The 19,241-nt window shown below is 63.2% G+C and carries 18 protein-coding genes and 1 riboswitch; of the genes, 11 read left to right on the top strand and 7 right to left on the bottom strand.

Annotated features, from left to right (window positions below):
* Nucleotides 1-114: 114 nt before the first annotated feature.
* Both ACVNHC_RS00595 and ACVNHC_RS00590 read left to right on the top strand, forming a co-directional pair.
* Nucleotides 115-1,296 (top strand): aminotransferase, encoded by a 1,182-nt coding sequence (locus ACVNHC_RS00595; RefSeq protein WP_457166168.1) that lies wholly within the window; start codon nt 115-117, stop codon nt 1,294-1,296.
* A 38-nt stretch (nt 1,297-1,334) separates the two neighbouring features.
* On the top strand, nt 1,335-2,372 hold the full coding sequence (locus ACVNHC_RS00590; RefSeq protein WP_457166167.1) for an asparaginase: 1,038 nt from the start codon (nt 1,335-1,337) through the stop codon (nt 2,370-2,372).
* Nucleotides 2,373-2,407: 35 nt separating this feature from the next.
* On the opposite strand, the gene ACVNHC_RS00585 is transcribed toward ACVNHC_RS00590, so the two are convergent.
* The 4 genes from ACVNHC_RS00585 to ACVNHC_RS00570 form a co-directional block, all read right to left on the bottom strand.
* Complete coding sequence (locus ACVNHC_RS00585) at nt 2,408-3,763, bottom strand: cytochrome P450 (RefSeq protein ID WP_457166166.1); 1,356 nt, start codon at nt 3,761-3,763, stop codon at nt 2,408-2,410.
* A 53-nt stretch (nt 3,764-3,816) separates the two neighbouring features.
* On the bottom strand, nt 3,817-5,433 hold the full coding sequence (locus ACVNHC_RS00580; RefSeq protein WP_457166165.1) for a Dyp-type peroxidase: 1,617 nt from the start codon (nt 5,431-5,433) through the stop codon (nt 3,817-3,819).
* 26 nt (nt 5,434-5,459) lie between these two features.
* Nucleotides 5,460-6,485, bottom strand: coding sequence for a hypothetical protein (locus ACVNHC_RS00575; RefSeq protein WP_050471002.1), 1,026 nt, complete (start codon nt 6,483-6,485; stop codon nt 5,460-5,462).
* Between the two features lie 89 nt (nt 6,486-6,574).
* Nucleotides 6,575-7,261 (bottom strand): hypothetical protein, encoded by a 687-nt coding sequence (locus tag ACVNHC_RS00570; protein ID WP_058900449.1) that lies wholly within the window; start codon nt 7,259-7,261, stop codon nt 6,575-6,577.
* 194 nt (nt 7,262-7,455) lie between these two features.
* Between ACVNHC_RS00570 and ACVNHC_RS00565 the strand changes: the two genes are divergently transcribed.
* From ACVNHC_RS00565 to ACVNHC_RS00550, 4 genes are all read left to right on the top strand, one after another.
* On the top strand, nt 7,456-8,037 hold the full coding sequence (locus ACVNHC_RS00565; RefSeq protein ID WP_050471004.1) for an LOG family protein: 582 nt from the start codon (nt 7,456-7,458) through the stop codon (nt 8,035-8,037).
* A gap of 168 nt (nt 8,038-8,205) precedes the next feature.
* Complete coding sequence (locus ACVNHC_RS00560; protein WP_019962872.1) at nt 8,206-8,829, top strand: DUF1131 family protein; 624 nt, start codon at nt 8,206-8,208, stop codon at nt 8,827-8,829.
* Nucleotides 8,830-8,885: 56 nt separating this feature from the next.
* Nucleotides 8,886-9,884 carry a methylmalonyl Co-A mutase-associated GTPase MeaB gene (gene meaB / locus ACVNHC_RS00555; protein WP_457166164.1) on the top strand — a complete coding sequence of 333 codons (999 nt, stop codon included), beginning with the start codon at nt 8,886-8,888 and terminating at the stop codon, nt 9,882-9,884.
* 102 nt (nt 9,885-9,986) lie between these two features.
* Nucleotides 9,987-11,372, top strand: coding sequence for a TIGR03808 family TAT-translocated repetitive protein (locus ACVNHC_RS00550; protein ID WP_457166163.1), 1,386 nt, complete (start codon nt 9,987-9,989; stop codon nt 11,370-11,372).
* Between the two features lie 7 nt (nt 11,373-11,379).
* Here the strand turns inward: ACVNHC_RS00550 and ACVNHC_RS00545 are convergent, their stop codons facing one another.
* Together ACVNHC_RS00545 and ACVNHC_RS00540 are read right to left on the bottom strand one after the other, a co-directional pair.
* On the bottom strand, nt 11,380-12,078 hold the full coding sequence (locus tag ACVNHC_RS00545; RefSeq protein ID WP_160318725.1) for a GntR family transcriptional regulator: 699 nt from the start codon (nt 12,076-12,078) through the stop codon (nt 11,380-11,382).
* A gap of 350 nt (nt 12,079-12,428) precedes the next feature.
* Complete coding sequence (locus tag ACVNHC_RS00540; protein WP_457166162.1) at nt 12,429-13,499, bottom strand: dipeptidase; 1,071 nt, start codon at nt 13,497-13,499, stop codon at nt 12,429-12,431.
* Between the two features lie 226 nt (nt 13,500-13,725).
* Here ACVNHC_RS00540 and ACVNHC_RS00535 point away from each other — a divergent pair, with 226 nt between their 5' ends.
* Complete coding sequence (locus ACVNHC_RS00535; protein ID WP_123195607.1) at nt 13,726-14,496, top strand: L,D-transpeptidase; 771 nt, start codon at nt 13,726-13,728, stop codon at nt 14,494-14,496.
* Between the two features lie 67 nt (nt 14,497-14,563).
* Here the strand turns inward: ACVNHC_RS00535 and trhA are convergent, their stop codons facing one another.
* Entirely contained in the window at nt 14,564-15,214 is a 651-nt protein-coding gene (gene trhA / locus ACVNHC_RS00530; protein WP_050471009.1) for a PAQR family membrane homeostasis protein TrhA, read from the bottom strand.
* Between the two features lie 226 nt (nt 15,215-15,440).
* Nucleotides 15,441-15,548: riboswitch (guanidine-I (ykkC/yxkD leader) on the top strand.
* A 74-nt stretch (nt 15,549-15,622) separates the two neighbouring features.
* Between trhA and ACVNHC_RS00525 the strand changes: the two genes are divergently transcribed.
* From ACVNHC_RS00525 to ACVNHC_RS00510, 4 genes are all read left to right on the top strand, one after another.
* On the top strand, nt 15,623-16,693 hold the full coding sequence (locus tag ACVNHC_RS00525; protein ID WP_058900443.1) for a putative urea ABC transporter substrate-binding protein: 1,071 nt from the start codon (nt 15,623-15,625) through the stop codon (nt 16,691-16,693).
* 66 nt (nt 16,694-16,759) lie between these two features.
* Entirely contained in the window at nt 16,760-17,578 is an 819-nt protein-coding gene (locus tag ACVNHC_RS00520; RefSeq protein WP_457166161.1) for an ABC transporter permease, read from the top strand.
* On the top strand, nt 17,575-18,363 hold the full coding sequence (locus tag ACVNHC_RS00515; protein ID WP_457166160.1) for an ABC transporter ATP-binding protein: 789 nt from the start codon (nt 17,575-17,577) through the stop codon (nt 18,361-18,363). Before ACVNHC_RS00520 ends, ACVNHC_RS00515 begins: the two co-directional genes overlap by 4 nt.
* 39 nt (nt 18,364-18,402) lie before the next feature.
* Nucleotides 18,403-19,230, top strand: coding sequence for an urea amidolyase associated protein UAAP1 (locus ACVNHC_RS00510; RefSeq protein ID WP_457166159.1), 828 nt, complete (start codon nt 18,403-18,405; stop codon nt 19,228-19,230).
* Nucleotides 19,231-19,241 lie beyond the last annotated feature (11 nt).

Here is a 19,241-nt window from a genome sequence, read left to right as displayed (position 1 = left end):
GGGGGGTAAAGGTGAGGGGAAGTGGCAGGGGGTGAGTCTTCTGCCGCAACTGGAGGCCTGTGCGGATGTGTCCGCCGGGCCTGATGCTTTGGACGGGGCAGGAGGTGCTTTTCGATGAAGCCGACAAACCTGGTGTTCACCGGGCTTGAGACCACGATTTTCGAGACCATGTCCCGCCTTGCCAACGAGCATGGGGCGGTCAATCTCGGCCAGGGCTTTCCGGATGTGGACGGTCCGGAGGATGTGCGGCGCGTGGCCGCCGAGGCTTTCATTTCCGGCCCCAACCAGTATCCGCCCATGCTCGGCCTGCCGGAATTGCGGCAGGCGGTGGCGGACACTGCCAGCCGCTTCTACGGTCTTGACGTCGACTGGAAGAGCGAGGTCATGGTCACCTCCGGCGCGACGGAAGCGCTTGCGGACTGCCTGCTGGCGCTGATGGAGCCGGGTGACGAGGTGATCCTGATCGAGCCGCTTTATGATTGCTATCTGCCGATGGTGCGCCGGACAGGCGGCATTCCGGTGCGCGTGCGGGTGACACCGCCGACCTGGAGCCTCGACCTTGAAGCGCTGGAAAGGGCCTTCACCGAAAACACCAAGGCCATTCTCATCAACAATCCGATGAACCCGGCCGGCAAGGTGTTTACCGAGGCGGAACTGGCCCGCATTGCCGAGCTTTGCGTGGAGCATGACGTCTTCGCCATCTGCGACGAGGTCTATGAGCACCTACTGTTCGACGGGGTGAAGCACCGCCCGCTGATGAGCTTTCCGGGCATGCGCGAGCGCACGGTGCGGATCGGCTCTGCCGGCAAGACCTTCTCCTTTACCGGCTGGAAGGTGGGTTATGTCACGGGCGCGGCCAAGCTGCTCGATCCCATCGCCAAGGCGCATCAGTATGTCACCTTCACCACGCCGCCGGGGCTGCAGAAGGCCGTGGCCTATGGGCTGCAGAAGGATGACAGCTATTTCACCGGCCTTGCCGCCGAACTGCAGGCCAAGCGCGATTTCTTTGCCGCCGGTCTTTCTGAACTCGGTTTTGGCGTGCTGCCCTGCGAGGGCACGTATTTCCTCACCTGTGACGTGGCACCGCTGGGCATCAAGGGCACGGATGTGGACATCTGCCGCCGCATGGTGACGGAAGCGGGCGTTGCGGCAGTGCCGGTGTCTGCCTTCTACATCACTGACGCGCCGCCCAATTATGTTCGCTTCTGCTTCTGCAAGCGTGATGAGGTGCTGAGCGAGGCGCTGGACAGGCTGCGGGCCTGGCTGCTGCCGATGAAGGCCGCGAGCAACGGCTGACAGGCCGCAAACGGAAATCCTTGAGGAGACTGGCAAACATGAGCAATCCCGTCCTTGTGGAAGTGACACGCGGGCAGATGACCGAGAGCCGCCACCGGGGCGCGATTGCCATCTTCGATGCCAATGGTGATCCGGTGCTGCGGATCGGCGATACGGGCGCCCGCGTCTTTCCGCGCTCGGCCATCAAGGCGCTGCAGGCGCTGCCGCTGATTGAATCGGGTGCCGCCGATGCGCTGGGCTATGAGGCGCCGGAACTGGCGCTGGCCTGCTCCTCCCACAACGGCGAAGAGCGGCATGTGAATGCTGCCCGCGTCATGCTGATCAAGGCGGGGCTCGACGAGGATGCCCTGGAGTGCGGCGTCCAGTGGCCGTCGCGGCTGGAGGATGTGGCCAGTCTCGTGCGCGCCGACGAAACCCCTTGCGCCCTGCACAACAACTGCTCGGGCAAGCACGCCGGTTTCCTCGGCCTTGCCAAGGCGATGGGTCTGAAGACCAAGGGCTATGTGGACGCGGACCATCCGGTGCAGCAGGAAATCCGCCTCGTGCTGGAATCCATGACCGGGGACAGTCTGACGGCGGATGTCTGCGGCACGGACGGCTGCTCCATCCCCACCTATGCCAGCCCGCTGGACGGCTTTGCCCGCGCCTTTGCGGCCTTCGGCACCGGTGAAGGGCTTGAGCCGAAGCGGGCGGAGGCGGCGCAGCGGCTGCTGAAGGCTTGTGTTGAAAATCCCTTCATGGTGGCTGGCACCGGCCGCTTCTGCACCCGTGCCATGGAAGGCCTGCGCCAGCGCGTCTTCGTCAAGACCGGGGCGGAGGGCGTGTTCTGTGCCGCGATCCCCGAACTGGGGCTTGGCATCGCGCTGAAATGCGATGACGGCGCGTCGCGGGCCTCGGAAGTGATGATGGCTGCCGTGCTGGAGGCCTTCCTGGATCTCAATGACGACGAAGCCCGCCTGCTGGCGGACCTGCGCCAGCCGGTGCTGAAAAGCCGCCGCGAGGCAGAGGTGGGGCTGATCCGCCCCTCGCAGGACTTCCTGACGGACCTGCGCCGCGCCGCCAGCGTCAGCGCCTGACGGCGGGCCGGTGCCACCGGAGGCTTGCACCGGCTTCAGTCGAATTCCAGCGTCCAGTGCACGGGGAAAGGCGTTGCCTTGCCGCCGGCGGTGGTGTCTACCGTGCCGGCAGGCCCCGGCGCACGGCGCAGGTTCTGCTTTTGCAGCAGCGGCATGGCAATGGCAGGAATGGCCACCTGATTGATGTGGGCGCCGAAGCAGGTGTGCATGCCATAGCCCCAGAGGATGTAGCTGCTCCAGGGCCGTCCGGGGCGGAAGTCCCCCGGCGCCTCCACCAGGAACCGGTCGAACATGGCGGAAAGATTGGCGGCCATCACCATGGCGCCCTCTTTTACCCTGACCGAGCGCAGCGTGCCGCGTGCAATGCGGGTATCCCGGTTGGCCCGCCGGTAGATGACCGGGTTGACCGGATTGAAGCGCAGCGCCTCGAACATGCATTGCGCCACCTGCGCTTCGTCTCCGGCGCGGGCGGCGCCTTGTGCGCGCGCGAGGTCCGACGGCCGGTCCAGCAGCACATCCAGCGCCTGCACGGCGGCCTTGCTGATGGTCGGAATGCAGCCGATGAGCATGCCGAAGAGATTGTTGCGGATCTCCACATCACTCATGCCCGGCATGCCTGCGGCCTGCATGGTCAGGCAGCGGCTGATGACATCCTCCCCGGCACAGCCCTGCGGATCACCTGCAGCGGCAGCCTTGCGGGCCGCGATGACCTGATCAATGTAGTCACAGCAGGCTTTTCCTGCGGCAAGCGCCTGCTGCTCAACCTGTTTGTCCCCTGCCAGATCGATGAAAAGGTACCAGAACATGATGGTGGTCCAGGCGGTCATCGTCTCCCGGTCCGGTCCCGGTAAACCGAGATAGCGGGCGGCGATGGCCCAGGACACCAGCAGGGACAGATCCTGCGGCACGTCAATGCGCCTGACAGCAGAATCCACGGCGGCTTGCGCCGTCTGATGTGCCAGCGGCTGGACGAGCCCGGGAATATCCTCCCTCCGGATGGCGAGGCGCATGTTGGAGACATCCCGGGTGTAGTCCGGCGTGTCCTGCATGCCGAGGAAGAAGTTGCCACCGCCTGTCAGCGCCCGCATCTTCGGTTCGTAGACGACGCCGAAATCGCTCTCCCTGTCCAGCACCTCGCGCACATCGGCGTTACGGGTGACAAAGACGGTGCCGGTGTTGTCGTAGGCCGTCACCACCTTTTTCGAAATGGCCAGATTGGGCAGGAAGGCCCGGGCGATGGCCATGACGGCGCGCAGGTTCGCAGGTTGCGTCAGCGCTGACAGGCCGCCCCGGATGAGCGCCACGGCCAGCCGGACAATGGCCGCCAGTGCGTCCCACAGCATGGCGAGGCGGACCAGAACCGCCTTGATCAGATTGCCGATGACTGCCATGCCCGTTTGCCTCCCTCGTTCTGTTCCGGCGCGGTTTGCGTCCCCGCTGCGGATCAGGTCGGATCGATGATGCCCATGCCCAGCATGCGCAGCGCGGTCATGCTGGGGACGAAGAAGTAGTCGCCGCCGCGCATGGTGACGAACTGAGGCAGGCGGGCGGCGATGAACGGCGGCTTGCCGCTGTCCTTATCCACTGCAATGACGAATTTGGCCTCTGCATCGTGACGGCCGAGTATCGGGCAGGTGTCGTTTCCGGCGTTGAAATCGAGGCCGTAGTTGATCCACTGCTGCTGCACGAACTCAAACTGGCGGAACAGGCTGGCGCACATGATCAGCATCAGGACGCCATGGTCACCGTCGTCGGTGGGCGCTGCCGGATCACTGGCGCCATAGGGCAGGCCCCGGCGCAGGATGCGGCGCCGGTTGTTCAGGACCGATGACGCCCTCTTGCGCGTCTCAGCCGAGCCGTAGCCGGGATCGAGATTGTCACGGGTGTTCATACGGCGGGTATGGGCGGTGATGGGACAGGCCGTGCCGTTGGGGTCGCCCTTGAAGTCGTAGTCGGTGATCACCTGCGACAGAGCCAGCACCTTGGCGTCATCGCCTGCAATCTGGGCCTTCAGAAGATCCGACCGCCACGTGTTCCAGCGCTCGCTGATCCAGTCCTGATAGGTTGGGGCGAGGATGAGCGGGATGCCGTCGGACCAGCGCCCGGCGAACTTGGCCATCAGCGTCTCATAGGCTTCGTCCTGCGGAACGCCCATGATGCGGGCGTAGAGTTCTGCCTGTTCGCTCATGTAGGATTTGAAGGTGGCGACGTTCTCGTGAAGCTTGCGGTAGGCGATGAAGGTGCCATTGCGCGAGAACTCCAGCGGCATGGCCGCGCCGGGCACTTCCTGCGCCTCGTCCGGATAGCCGAGCAGGAACTCGCCCGTCGCCAGCGGCTCCCATGTCTGGTCCGGCGTCAGCTTGCCGTTGCCAACCACAACGGTCTTTTCCGTTTCAGGCCCGTACTGGCCATGGAACACCGGGTCACTGATGCCGTCGGTGAAGCCGAAATGCTCCTTTGGTGTCGGAATGGGGTGGCCTGACGAGCGGTCGTAGAGGACGGTGACTTCCTGGAAATCCGGATTGGGGCCGCCGTGTCCGGCAAGTATCTCGACGCGATGTTCCGCACAAAGGGCGCGCAGGTTCGCCGTGGCCTTTTCCAGGGCATCGGGGACCGTCATCCGGGCATTCAGGGTGACGAGCATGTGGATGCGCCGGGCGATGGCGAGATTGGGCTCGCCATTGGTGCGCCAGACCGGATCCCAGTCCTTGATCGAACCGGCGGGGCCATCATCCCCCAGGATCATGCAGCGCTTGGGCATGCCGTCGATGAACTCGTCCGGGAAGCCCTGCAGGGTGCGTGTCGGCACGTCCAGCATGAACAGGCCGGAGAAGGTGAAGGCGATGTTGATGGCGATTTCGGGAGGGGTGACGGCAGTGCCTTTGCTGCCCGGCAGGGATGCGGCCGTCGTGACCTTGCGGCGGATCGTCTCGACAAAACGCCGCCCTTCGGCGGGGTCATTGATCCGCAGCGTGAAGTAGCGTGCCTTCGGATAGCCCTGCTTGCCATAGGGCGCCAGAATGTTGCCCTGAATGTCGGCGAGATCGAGTTTCACGGTCATGAAGAAGTCTCCTCGTCGTCGGCGGCTCAGCCGATGACACCGGGCGGTTGGGTGGGCGCGGACACATTTGCGGGCTGATGCTGGGTGATGAACTCGCCAAAGTTCCGGTAGAGCGTTTCGTCATCCAGCCCCTGGTTGGCGATCATGAAGCGCGTGAAATGGCGCTGCAGATAGATAGCCTTGAGAACGGAGCGCAGATCGGAATTGGGTGCCGGAGGGAAGGGAACGGCGCCCCGCCGCAGGACCAGGACGTATGCGAAAACCGCCAGAAGCAGCAGGCTGATGAAACCGCCGCAGGTGATCCAGCCCCAGGTGGAGGCTGCCATCCAGAGGAAGGGATCAACGCCAAAGAGACCGCTGATCAGCCAGCCGATGAGGCCGAGCACGAAGGCAGCGCCGGCAAGAATGGCCGGAAACGCGTAGAAGCTGAAGAAGCCACCGAGGGAAGGCAGGGGCGGCGGCGTGATCCAGTAGTCGTTGAAGGGCATGGTCGTCTCGACCTGACAGTCGAGGATGTAGCGGGCGAAGCTGTCCGCGTCCTTCACCCGGTCGGCAAAGCCGTAGCAGTTGATGAAAACATCATGCAGCATCGGCTGCATCTGGGCCCAGAGTTCGCGCAGGTAGGCAGCGGGTTCCTCGGAGGGCGGAGCTTTGGGGTCGACGGGATCAAAATCCACGGCCCAGAGCAGGAAGGGGCAGGAAAGCTGATCCTGCGGCTGAGGCTGCGTCAGGTCCGTTGCGGCGATGGACGCATAAATGGAATCCTGCGGATTCCGGCCATTGTACATCGGGGTCTCGATGACCACGAAGCGTGTGAGATGTGTGCGCAGGTTACGTGCGAAGAAACTCTGGATGCCTGTGTGAATGGTCGCAGGCGATTGCAGCGCCACCGGCAAGGTGGAGAGGGTGCTGCGCAACTGGTCGGCATAGGAAACAGGCGTGTTGTCGTCCCGCTCCAGCAACTCGTCCGTCACTTTCGTTTGCGGCAGAAGGTCAGTGCGGACCGGCACCAGAACGGTGAGAAAATAGTGGCCACCATCGAAACTGGGCATTGGGTTCCTCCGGATCAGGTTGGGCCGTTGCGGTGCCGCGAGCAGCAGGAAAGCGGGACCGGTGAAGGGGCTGGCATCAGGCGCTGCTATCAGGCGCCCGGAGATGCGGGGCCGCTGGGCAGCGGTGGGCTGCCCCAGCGGGCGCGGACATAAGGCTCGCGGTTACGGTCGGCGTTTTCGGTGTCGTTACTGGCGACCGGGGCAAAGCCGGGAACGCCCAGGTTGTTCTGGGCCGCGATGCAGGCCTTGCGGTATGCCTCGGAAAACTGTTCCGGCGTCATCCGGCCATGGGCTTCCGCCAGCGGCAAAAGCTGGCTGTAGACCCTGAGCGCCATCTTGATTTCACGCTGCGAGGACCCGGGCGTCGCATTGTAATAGTAGTCCGTGTCGATCTGGTTCGCCCGGATGTAGCGCTTGAAGGGTGAGATCGAAATGGAATGAGGGTATTTGGTGGAGCAGTACCAGAAGAGATCGAGGCCGCCGGGAATGCCATCGGAAAAGGCGTCGATATACTGGTCCCAGGTGCCGTTGAAATTGCTGCAGAAGAGCATGTAATCGTTCTGGAGCGTCTGTTTTCCTTGCCCCAGATCGGGCCACTGGTCGCGCCGGATGATGACCCAGCGGGCAAAATGGATGATCGACAGGCCAAGCAGACCGGAAAGCGTCGATGGCAGCACGCGGGCGACCATGAAGATCAGGGCATTGAGCCAGGACCATTTCGGCGGAACCGGCGTGATCACGTTCATGCCATAGGCTTTGCCCGCAACATTCGACATTTCAACGCCCCCTCAGACATTTCGCGTTAAGGTAGCACTCACGCATCCGTGAAACCACATAAAAATCCGCAGAGCGGGTGTGCAACCGCAAATTCAATCATGGGTTATGGGGTGTGTGTGCCGCTGATGGATGGACCTGCCCAGAGGCTTGCTTTAACAAGCTGCTTCGAACGGCTGTACGGGCGAGGAAGAACATGAAGTCCATTTGCGTTTTCTGCGGGTCGAATTTCGGCACGGACCCGGCATTTGAACAGGCCGCCCGCGAGACGGGGCGGGTGATTGCCGAGGCGGGCAAGACGCTGGTCTATGGCGGGGCCGCGGTGGGCCTGATGGGCGCGGTGGCCGATGGTGCGATTGCTGCGGGCGGCAAGGTGATCGGTATTCTTCCCGAAGCCCTCAAGGCCAAGGAGATGGAGCACAAGGGCCTCAGCGAAATTCACATCGTCCGGTCCATGCATGAGCGCAAGGCGATGTTTGCCGAACTCTCCGATGGCTTCATCACCCTGCCGGGCGGCACGGGCACCATGGAAGAGATCTTCGAGGTCTGGACCTGGGGGCAGCTTGGCTATCACTCCAAGCCCTTCGGCCTGCTCAATACGGCGCATTTTTACGATGCGCTGCTGACTTTCCTCGATGAGCAGGTTTCCAAGGGCTTTGTGCGGGCGGAGATGCGCAGTATGCTGCTGGTATCGGAAGATCCGGCGCATCTGATCGCAGGCTTTGAAGCCTATGTGCCGCCGGTGATTTCCAAGTGGATCAAGAAACAGGATACCTGACAGTCCGCTGATCGAAACGGCTGGTTAACCCGGATCAACCATTGTCCCGCGCAACAGGGGGCAGGCTTGCCGCAGGGCTGCCCCAATTGGCTGGCAAAGGAATGCCGTCTGGCCCGGCTGCCTGCCGATTTGCCGAAGCATCATTCTAGTGTCCGGAGTAATTCTCACATGCGTCTTCCGCTTGCCGCTGCACTTGGTCTTGCCCTGCTTCTGCCCGCATGCTCGCGAACGTCGGACTATGCGGAGACCACGTCTTCGGTCAGCACCATGTCCTATGCAGCGGTGCCGGCCGCGCGGACGTCGAATGTGACGCTGGTGCAGATCACCGGGGCCGGTGTTGGCGGCATCCGTGCCGGAACGGCCTATTCCTCCAAGGCCATTCAGGCTGCCCTTCCGGGCTTTACCACCGACACCATCCAGACGGCGGAAGAAACCACCACCGAAAATGCGCTGGGCGCGTTCAACTCGGATGGTTTCCAGGTGCTGCAGATCTTCCGTGGACGGGATGGCAATGTCCGCGCCGTGCATGGCGTGACCCATCATCTGGCCGGCCCCAACGGCGAGCGCATCGGCATGACCTTTGCCGAGGCCGGCATGCGCCGGTCCGATTGCCGCGTCGGCCAGAACCTGTGGCGCGGCATGGCCATCTGCCGTTCCAAGGGCGCGCCGAATGTGGAGCTTGTCTTCGCCATTCCGCAGTATCAGGGCCCTTGGGATGCCCTGCCGGATGAAGGCCAGCTGCGGGGCGCTGCCCTGCAGCGCATCGTCTGGACGCCCACCGCTCAGGGCTGACACCCAGACATTCGGCGATGGTGACGGGGCGGGCCTGATCGGCTAAGCCTGAAGGCATGAGCGCCGAATCCCTTGTCCGCACACCGTCCGTCGACGATCTCGCCCGGCAGATCCTTGCCGGGAACCGGGCCATGCTGGCCCGTGCGATCACGCTGGTGGAATCACGCAAGGCAGAGCACCGGCAGTCCGCGCGGGATCTGCTGACCCTGCTGATGCCCCACACGGGCAAGGCGCAGCGCGTCGGCATTACCGGCGTGCCGGGCGTCGGCAAATCCACCACCATCGACACGCTGGGCAGCAACCTGACCGAAGATGGCCACAAGGTCGCGGTGCTGGCGGTTGATCCATCCTCCACCCGCACCGGCGGGTCCATTCTGGGCGACAAGACCCGCATGGCGCGGCTGGCTGTCGATCCGAAGGCCTTCATCCGTCCATCCCCCTCCGCCGGAACGCTGGGCGGCGTGACGGCGCGCACACGCGAGACGATGCTTCTGTGTGAAGCGGCCGGTTTTGACGTGATCCTTGTAGAGACGGTCGGCATCGGCCAATCGGAAACGGCCGTCGCGGAGATGGTCGATTTCTTCCTCGTGCTCATGCTGCCGGGCGCCGGCGATGAGTTGCAGGGCATCAAGAAGGGCGTCCTGGAAATCGCCGACCTCATCGCCGTCAACAAGGCAGACGGCGAGGGTGCCATGCGGGCGCGGGCGGCGGCTGCCGATTACCGCAGTGCGCTGCATATCATGGCACCACGCTCGCCCACATGGTCGCCGCCGGTGGTGACGGTCTCCGGCCTTGCCAACGAGGGCCTGCGCGAGATGTGGGCGCAGGTGGAACTGCACCGCGACAAGATGCAGGCGACCGGCGAATGGCAGGAGCGGCGCGCCCGCCAGCAGGTGTCCTGGATGTGGGACATGCTGCAACAGCGGCTGATGGAGGCCCTGACCCGCGATCCCGGCCGGGCCGCCCATATTCGCGCGCTTGAGGACAAGGTGCGCTCCGGCGAGGTTCCCGCTTCCGCCGCCGTGGAGGACATCGCCAGGCTTACCGGCATCTGACCCTTGCTTGCCCCTGTTTGCGGGCATGGTTCTTGCTCCCTGTTGCACAATGGCAGGCGGCAGCGCCGCCTGCTGCGCCAGATTGGAACGTGCGGTGAGGCGATGAGCGGGATTTGCAGGTCAGACAGGCTGAAGATGGGCCGCAGGGGCTTTCTGGCCGGGCTGGGCCTGTCCCTTTCCGGCACACCCGTTCTGGCGCTGACACAGGTGGCGGATCTGCGCGGCAGTATTGACGGGCAGGATCTGGGCCTTGTGCCGGACCGGCCCGAAGACCAGAGCGCCGCTATGCAAAAGGCCATCGACCGGGCCGTGGCCCGCGGCAAGGCGCTGTTTCTGCCCGCTGGCAGCTATCCCGTTTCCAACCTTGTTCTTCCCTCCGGTGCCATGATCGTTGGCGTGCCGGGGCGCACACAGCTGGTGCATCTGGGCGGCGGCGGTGTGCTGATGGGGGCTAATGGCGCCAGCCGCATCCGTCTGGAGGGCATCTCCTTTGACGGCGGCAACAAGACGCTGGGGGAGGGAAGCTTCGGCCTGCTGCATTTTATTGGCGTCACCAATCTCGGCATGACGGACTGCGAGATCACCGGTTCCAGCCGATCGGGACTGGCGCTGGACCGCTGCAGCGGTCATGTGGAGCGCTGCGTGATTTCCGGCGCGGCGGAAGCCGGCATCCGCTCCGTTGAGGGGGCGGGGCTGACCTTCTCCGGCAACACCATTACAGGATGCGCCAATGGCGGGCTGCTGGTGCTGCGCTGGACCCAGGGCGAGGACGGCACGCTGATCACGGGCAACCGGATCAGCGCGATTGCAGCCAAGGCGGGCGGCACCGGTCAGCACGGCAATGGCATCAATGTCTTTCGCGCGGGTGGCGTCATCATCGCCAATAACCACGTGTCGGACTGTGCCTTCTCGGCGATCCGTGCCAACTCGGCTTCCAATGTGCAGATCAGCGGCAACACATGCCTGCGTTCGGGCGAGACGGCGGTTTACAGCGAGTTCAGCTTCGAAGGGGCCGTCATCTCCGGCAATCTGGTGGATGGGGGCACGATGGGCATTTCCGTGGCCAACTTCCAGCAGGGCGGGCGGCTGGCGTCCGTGACAGGGAACATCGTGCGCAACATCCGCCTGGATGGCCCTTATCCGGAAGAAGTGGCGGGCTTTGGCATCGGCATCGCGGTGGAAGCCGATACGGTGGTCAGCGGCAATGTGGTCGAGGGTGCGCCGAAATACGGCATCCTTGCGGGCTGGGGTCCTTACATGCGCGACCTGCTGATTGCCCAGAACATTCTGAGAGACTGCCCGCTCGGCATCGCCGTGACCGTGGTGGAAGGCGCAGGAGCGGCCGTCATTCAGGGCAACATCATTTCCGGGGCGCGCCGCGGGGCCATTGTCGGCCACCGCTGGCGCGAGGCGGTGACCGGCGACCTTGCCGGAGCCCGCACCGTTCCGCAGCATCTGACAATTTCGGGGAACACGGTGAGCGGCTGACAGCCCCTCAGGCGGACGGCTGATCCATGCCGCCAAACAGGCGCCTGAACATGATGGGATGGAAAGCCTCGATATTGGAGGCCACATGCCGTGCCATCAGCTTGCGGCAGAGCTCCGGATCCCGCTGACCAAGTGCCTCGATGATGGCCACATGCTGATCCGGGAACAGATCCAGCCAGAAGGTTTCCCCCACGCGCTGGGCGATCATGAAACGGTGAACCAGCAGAAGTGTCCGCGCCAGAACCGGCATCAGGTTTGGCAAATCCGCGCGCTCGAACAGCTTCAAGTGAAAAGCGAGATCGACACGGCTGAGAAGGTAGCCATCCCCCAGATCACGGACCTTGCGGTAATCCTCGACCGACTGGAGCAGGAACTCACGGGTGGCCGTATCAATGTTCAGGCAGGCCCGGGCGATGCCGGCGCTTTCGAGGGCGATACGCTGGTGGATGAGGATCTCTGCCTCTGCCTCACTGATGCTTGTGACGAAGGTGCCTTGATAGCCCCTGCGTTCGACAAGCCCGTCCTGTTCGAGCCGCAGCAGCGCCTCTCGGATGGTGCCTTGCGAGCAGGCGAACTCGTGCGCCAGGGACTGTTCGGTCAGAATGCTGCCGCCATTCAGCTCCGACAGCATGATGAGCCGTCTCAAGCTGCCGTAAACCGCATTCGATTTGCGCCCGTTCTCCTTCGGAAGCGTCGGAAACTTCATCTGCATCGCCACTGACATGCGGCTGTGCCCCCACCTTCTCACATGCACGTTCCGGGCAGCGGCCCGGCAGGAAACAGCAAACCAGACCCAAATGGCACCGGAGGCTGAAGCGTGCCGCTGACAGCAGAATGCTGATTGAAGCGGTCTTTTGGAAGAACCTTCTGGCGGGAACAAGCCTGCCGCGCCACTTCGGCAGCTGGAATTGTCTCATTCTGAAGCAAACGGCCTGCGATGCATGTAGATCAGCTTACAGTCACGCTTATCCGGACATGTATCATAATTTATCATGAAATTTGTATAGTATTGTAAACAAGTTTACGCTCGATTGGTCCGGTCTATATGGACCGGCTTCAAATTCCGCTGCGCGAGATGACGGAGATCCAGTTCTTCCAGGCCAGCTTTTCGATCAGATTTTCACCAAACCCGTGGTCCCGGAAGGCCGCGATCAGACGCGGCAGGCCCGAGACATCGCCGATATCGCGGGGCACAAGGCATCCGTCGAAGTCGGAACCAAGGCCAACGTGATCCTCGCCCAGCTTGTCAATGAGATAGGCAGCATGGCGCACGACTGTTTCGAGCGGCGTATTGCTGTCGGGGCGTCCATCCTCGCGCAGGAAGGCGCAGTGGAAATTGACGCCCACAAGCCCCTTGCTTTCTGCGATGGCAGCCAGCTGGCGGTCCGTCAGATTGCGGGCGCTGGGACACAGGGCATGGGCGTTGGAGTGGGAGGCGATGAGCGGCCTATCCGAGATGGCCGCCACATCCCAGAAGCCTTTTTCGGTGATGTGCGACAGGTCCACCATGATGCCAAGAGCATTGCAGCGGCGCACAAGCTGGCGGCCAAGGTCTGTCAGCCCCTCGCCGGTATCGGGCGAAGAGGGAAAGGCCATGGGCACGCCGTCGCCAAAGATGTTCCGGCGGCTCCAGACCGGGCCGAGGGAACGCAGGCCCGCGGCATGGAGAACATCCAGCGCAGCAAGGTCCGGGCCGATGCACTCCGCCCCTTCGATATGCAGCACCATCGCCATCTGTCCGGCTGCCATTGCCGCCTCGATTTCGCGGGCGCTGCGGGCGATGCGGCAGGCGCCTTGCGAAGCGGCTTCCAGCTTCAGGGCACGCGATGTCATGGAAAGGGTCCAGCTCAGGGCTTCTTCCTGACCCAGCCGCTGATAGTGGCGCGGATCGGCGGAGCCAAGCGAGCGCATCAGCTGCATGTCCTGCACGCCGGGCACGAACATGGCGAAGAGCCCGCCGGCGAAACCGCCCGCCCGGGCGCGGGGCAGGTCTATGTGGTCCTCTGAGGAATGGTCGAAGAAGGACTTGCCGCGTCCGGCACGCTCGCGCATCTCCAGCTTGAGGAGAGTGTCATTGTGGCCATCGAAAACGGGCACGGGCGGATGGCCGGACTGTGATTCGCTCAAGGGAACCTCGTGAAGGGAGCCGGGAACTGGCGGAGGGCAGGCTGGAGTGGCGTCCATTTAGCCATTCCGGCACCCCATATGGCAAGCCGGAGCACGCATCTGTGGCGGAATTGCCGCGCTCGCGGGGATTTCATTTGTCCATTCTTCCCGAATATTGCCTTCTCCTGAAGAACCGGCGCAAAAGATGGCGTTTATGACGGTTCGTCAGGTCAAGGGTGAGCCCAAAATGGCAGCGGATGTTGCTTCGGAATTTGAACGTGAGTCGCGCGGTCTGAGCCGGCGTGGTTTTCTTTTCTCAGGTGCGGCGCTCATGGTGCTGTCGGCCGCTGGGTGCCAGACGCTCGAGCAGCCTGTCGGGCTGCCGAACCAGCCGCCGCTGCCGGACGAAAAGTTCGACTATGATCTGGCCTATGCGGCCCGCAAGGATGGCGACTGGAACATTCCGGCGATCAAGTACAAGAACTTCGACCGGCAGTTCTGGCGTCAGGTTGTGGACTACGAGACCAAGGAAGCCCCGGGAACGATCATCGTCGATCCCTATAATCACTTCCTGTACTGGACCATCTCCCGCAAGAAGGCCCTGCGTTACGGCATCGGCGTCGGCAAGGCCGGTTTCGGCTGGTCCGGCGCTGCGACGATCCGCATGAAGCAGGAATGGCCCGCATGGTTCCCGCCGAAGGAAATGATCGAACGCCGCCCTGAGCTGAAGAAGTACAAGGACGGCAAGATGGATGGCGGCATCGACAACCCGCTGGGTGCCCGCGCGCTCTATCTGTGGCAGGGCAATGTCGACACGCTGTACCGGATTCACGGCACCACCGAGCCGCAGAGCATCGGCCGCAGCGTATCGAGCGGCTGCATCCGCATGTGGCATCAGGACGTGATCGACCTGTACGAGCGCGTTCCGATGAACACCAAGGTCGTCGTTCTGGGGGATGCCATCCCGGACAGCGTGAAGAAGCAGATGGCCGAGGCGGAAAAGAAGAAGGCCGGCTGAGCCGCTTTCATTCCTGCCTTTCGAGACGATCGGGCCCCGCCATGTGCGGGGCCTTTTCCGTTCCGGCTCAGGTCAGGACGGGTGTCAGGGCCACGTCGGAAAGAATGGCGCCGAAGTGGCAGATGGCAGCGGCCAGCACGAAGCTGTGCCAGATGGCATTCTGGAAGGGCAGGGACTTCCAGGCGTAGAAGGCCGTGCCCGCCGAATAGAGCGCACCACCCGCCACCAGCAGCCAGAAGCCCAGCGGAGACGCGTTTTGCAGCAGCGGCTGATAGGCAAAGACGATGACCCAGCCGAGCGCCAGGCAGATCGGGACGGTGTATTTGTCAAAGCGCTGCAGGCGCACCAGCTTGATGGTGGCGCCCGTGATTGCCCCCGTCCAGACGACCGCAAGCACCAGCATGCCCGGCCAGCCGCCGATGACCATGGCGGCAAAGGGGGTGTAGGTGCCTGCAATCATCAGGAAAATGGCGGCATGGTCGAAACGGCGGAACCAGCTGGCATGGTTGTTCTTGGCCAGCATGTTGTAGAGCGCCGAACAGATCAGCATGGCCATCAGGCAGGCTGTATAGACGGAAATGCTGGCAATGCGCCCGGCCGCATCTTCCTGCGGGATAACCAGTGTCAGAAGAATGATGGTGGCCGCCACCCCCAGTGCTATGCCGATGACATGCACCGTTCCGTCTGCAATCCGCTCTGCTCTTGTCTGCTCCCGCATGCGCCCCTCGTCTGGCTATCTTCCGGTTACGTCAACGTAATGTATCGTCCGGCCAAGCGCAAAGATAGATTCGTTCTTGTCAGATTTGATGGCGGCTGATGCCTGATTTGTGGGCATTTCCCCTGCGTCTTGTGCAGTCTTGCCGCAAGGTGTCTGCGGGAAATGCCGGTTTCCTGCCGTTCCGGTAGTCATTGCGCTTGGCACGGCACTTGCAAAACATCACGCAGAGTTTAGCGGCTAGGGTTCCGGCGTCTCATGACGTGGCTGGTCCGAGAGCTGCTACCGGCGGGGAGACAGTCCGCCGGGTGCACGGCGGGATAAAAGCCCGGGAGACCTCGTAAGCCAAGGGATTGGCGGCGCGAAGGTCCATGCCGATCCCTTTCTAAAGATGCAAGAAGGGGAACACCAATGCAGACCATTTCCAAATTCCTGGCGTCCATTGCGGTTGCAGCCCTCGTGGCGGGCGCTCCATTTGCCGCCCATGCTGCTCCCAAGAAGGACTTCAAGGTTGCCTGGTCCATCTATGTGGGCTGGATGCCCTGGGGCTATGCGGCTGATCAGGGGATCGTGAAGAAGTGGGCTGACAAATACGGCATCACCATCGAGGTCACCCAGTTCAACGATTATGTGGAGTCCATGAACCAGTATACCGCCGGTGCTTATGACGCGGTGACGCTGACGAATATGGATGGCCTGTCCATCCCGGCCGCCGGCGGCGTTGATACGACAGCAGTGATCACCGGCGACTTCTCCAACGGCAATGATGCGGTGATCCTCAAGGACAAGGACAGTCTGGAGGACATCAAGGGCCAGAACGTCAATCTGGTCGAATTCTCCGTCTCGCATTACCTGCTAGCCCGGGCACTGGAGACCATCGGGTCGTCCGAGCGTGACGTGAAGGTGGTGAATACCTCCGATGCGGACATGGTGGCCGCCTTCCAGACACCGGACGTGACGGCGGTGGTGACCTGGAACCCTCTCGTATCCTCGATCATGGAAGATCCCTCGGCCCGCAAGGTCTTCGACAGCTCACAGATTCCCGGTGAGATCATTGACCTCATGGTGGCCAAAACCGAAGTGCTGAAGGACAATCCGGAGTTCGGCAAGGCACTGGCCGGTATCTGGTACGAGACCATGGGCATCATGCTGGCCGATAGCCCCGAGGGCAAGGCTGCGCGCGAGGCGATGGGCGCGGCGTCAGGCACGGATCTGGCCGGCTTTGAGGCGCAGATGGCGGCGACGATGCTCTTCGGCAAGCCGGATGAGGCCCTGGCCTTCACCCTCTCGGAAAGCCTGCCCAAGACCATGGACCTGGTGCGCAACTTCCTTTTCGAAAAGGGGCTCTTGGGCAGCGGTGCCGCCTCTGCGGACGTGATCGGTATCGAGATGCCGGACGGCAGCGTGCTGGGCGACAAGGAGAACATCAAGTTCCGCTTCACCGGCACCTTCATGGAAGCAGCCGCCAAGGGCGACCTCTGATCTCCTGCCCGGTCCGGGAATGGGGGAGAGCCTCCATTCCCTCTCCCGCTGTCCCGAGAGGTACCTATGCGCTGGATCAATTCACGCCCGGGAAAAGGCGCCAGCCTGACGCTGGTGATGCTGCCCTTCGTGCTGCTGCTGGCGGCCTACATGCTGGGCTCGACAGCAAGGCTGGCGGAAAACCCCAATGACAAGCTCTTGCCGGGCCTTGCTGCACTTGGTGATGCCATCAGCCGCATGGCGCTTGAGCCCGATGTGCGGACGGGGGACTATCTCCTCTGGTCCGATACCCTGGCAAGCCTGAAACGGCTGTTTGCGGGTCTCGGGATTGCCACCGTCATCGCGCTGCTGACCGGTCTTGTCATCGGCAGCCTGCCCTATGCGCGGACGCTGCTTTCGCCCTTCGTCGGAGCCTTTTCCATGGTGCCGCCGCTGGCGCTGCTGCCGGTGCTGTTCATCGTCATGGGGCTGGGGGAAGCTTCCAAGATTGCATTGATCGTCATCGGCGTTGCTCCCGTCATGATCCGGGACCTGGCGCTCAAGGCCATCGAATTGCCGCGCGAGATGATCGTCAAGGCGGAAACTCTCTCCGCCTCCTCCTGGCTGATTGCCTTGCGTGTGGTGCTGCCGCAGGTGCTGCCCCGCCTGATCACCTGCCTTCGGCTGCAGCTTGGGCCTGCCTGGCTGTTCCTGATCGCGGCGGAGGCCATCTCGGCGGATGCTGGCCTCGGGTACCGCATCTTTCTGGTACGCCGCTATCTCTCCATGGATGTGATCTTTCCCTATGTGGTGTGGATCACCCTGCTGGCTGTCGTGACGGACATCCTGCTGGACCGGCTGCGCATCGCCGTCTTTCCCTGGTCTGAACTGGAGAAGGGCAAATGAGCGCGCTGTCCGTCAGGCACCTCTGGAAGGAATATGGCGACCAGATCGTGCTGGAGAATGTCTCCATCGAGATCGAGTCCCGTGCCTTCGTTGCGCTGGTCGGCCCTTCCGGCTGCGGCAAATCCACCTTCCTGCGCATGCTGCTTGGGCAGGAGGTGCCCACAAGGGGCGAAATCCTGCTCGACGGGATGCCACTGCCGAAGGAGCCGGGCCCGGACCGGGGTGTTGTCTTTCAGCGCTATTCGGTGTTTCCGCATCTGACGGTGCTGGGCAATGTGATGCTGGGCAAGGAACTGCAAGCCTCGCGCATTGCCGGGAGGCTGTTCGGTGCGGCCCGCCGCACCTGTGCAGATGAGGCGCGGGCGATGATTGCGGCGGTTGGCCTTGCCGGTGCCGAGGCCAAGTATCCGGCCCAGCTTTCCGGCGGCATGCAGCAGCGGCTTGCCCTGGCGCAGGCGCTGATCATGCGGCCCAAGGTGCTGCTGCTGGACGAGCCCTTTGGCGCGCTCGATCCCGGCATTCGCGCCGAGATCCATACGTTGATGAAGAAGCTCTGGCACGAGGCGCCGATGACCGTGGTCATGGTCACCCATGACATGCGGGAGGCCTTTACCCTCGCCACCCGCGTTGTCGCCTTCGAGCGCCCGCGCGACCGGCCCGAGGAGAAGCTGCGCTACGGGGCCACCATCGCCCGCGATATCGGCATCTGGCCGCCCCGCAAGGCGGGACAGCCCTCACTCTTTCGCCCTGACCGGGACGGCCCGGTCTTTCTGGACGGGCAATAGCCGGGACGGCCCGGCCATCCATCCACAGGAGCTGCAACCGTGCACATCCGCCGTTCTCCCGAAGAGATCGCCGCCAACAGGGCGCGCTATGAGGAACATCAGAAGAAGGGTCTTGAGTTCGCTCCCAAGGCCCTGCCGGGCAAGAGCGTGAAGCCCGCGCCTGCCATCGCCGCAGACAGGATCATCCACCGGGAGGTCATTCCCGGCGGCTGGTACTGGACAACCCGCGTCAAGACCGGAGAAACCCTGCGTGTTGCGCTGGATGAGGGCCTGTCCACCGTGTCTCTGGTCGCCTGGAGCGCAGCGGATCCGAGCGAGCGGCTGAACCTGCCCGATACGGTGAAGGTTCAGTGGACCACCGCCCTTGCCATGGGCCGAGTGATCTTCTCCGACATGGGCAAGGTGATGTTCTCCATCACCGGGGACAGCTGCGGTACCCATGACTGCCTGATGGGCGGGTCCACTGCGGCGTCCAATGCCCGCAAATATGCCGGCGCAAACGGAGCTTCCTTGCGCAACACCCGCGACAACTTCGTGCTGGCCGCTACCAAGGCCGGGTTGGACAAGCGCGACATTCCCGCTGCCCTTGCCCTGTTTGCCCCAGTGCGCGTTGATGCAGAAGGCCGGTTCAGCTGGGTGGCGGATATGGTCTCGGCTGGCGACTACGTGGAGCTGCGCGCCGAGATGGACATGACCGTCGCCTTTTCCAACTGCCCGCATCCGCTCGACCCGAGCCCGGTCTATGCGCCCAACCCCGTCACCATCACCCGCATTGCGGCCAGTTTGCCCGCTGCGGACGACCTGTGCCGCACGGCAACCGCCGAAGCCGTGCGTGGCTTTGAAAACAATGCGCTGGCAACACTGTGAGGGGAGACAGA

It is taken from the genome of Pannonibacter sp. Q-1 (assembly GCF_054073275.1).
Note: the sequence above shows the minus strand (reverse complement) of the source record. Positions and strands in the feature narration are given on the sequence as shown.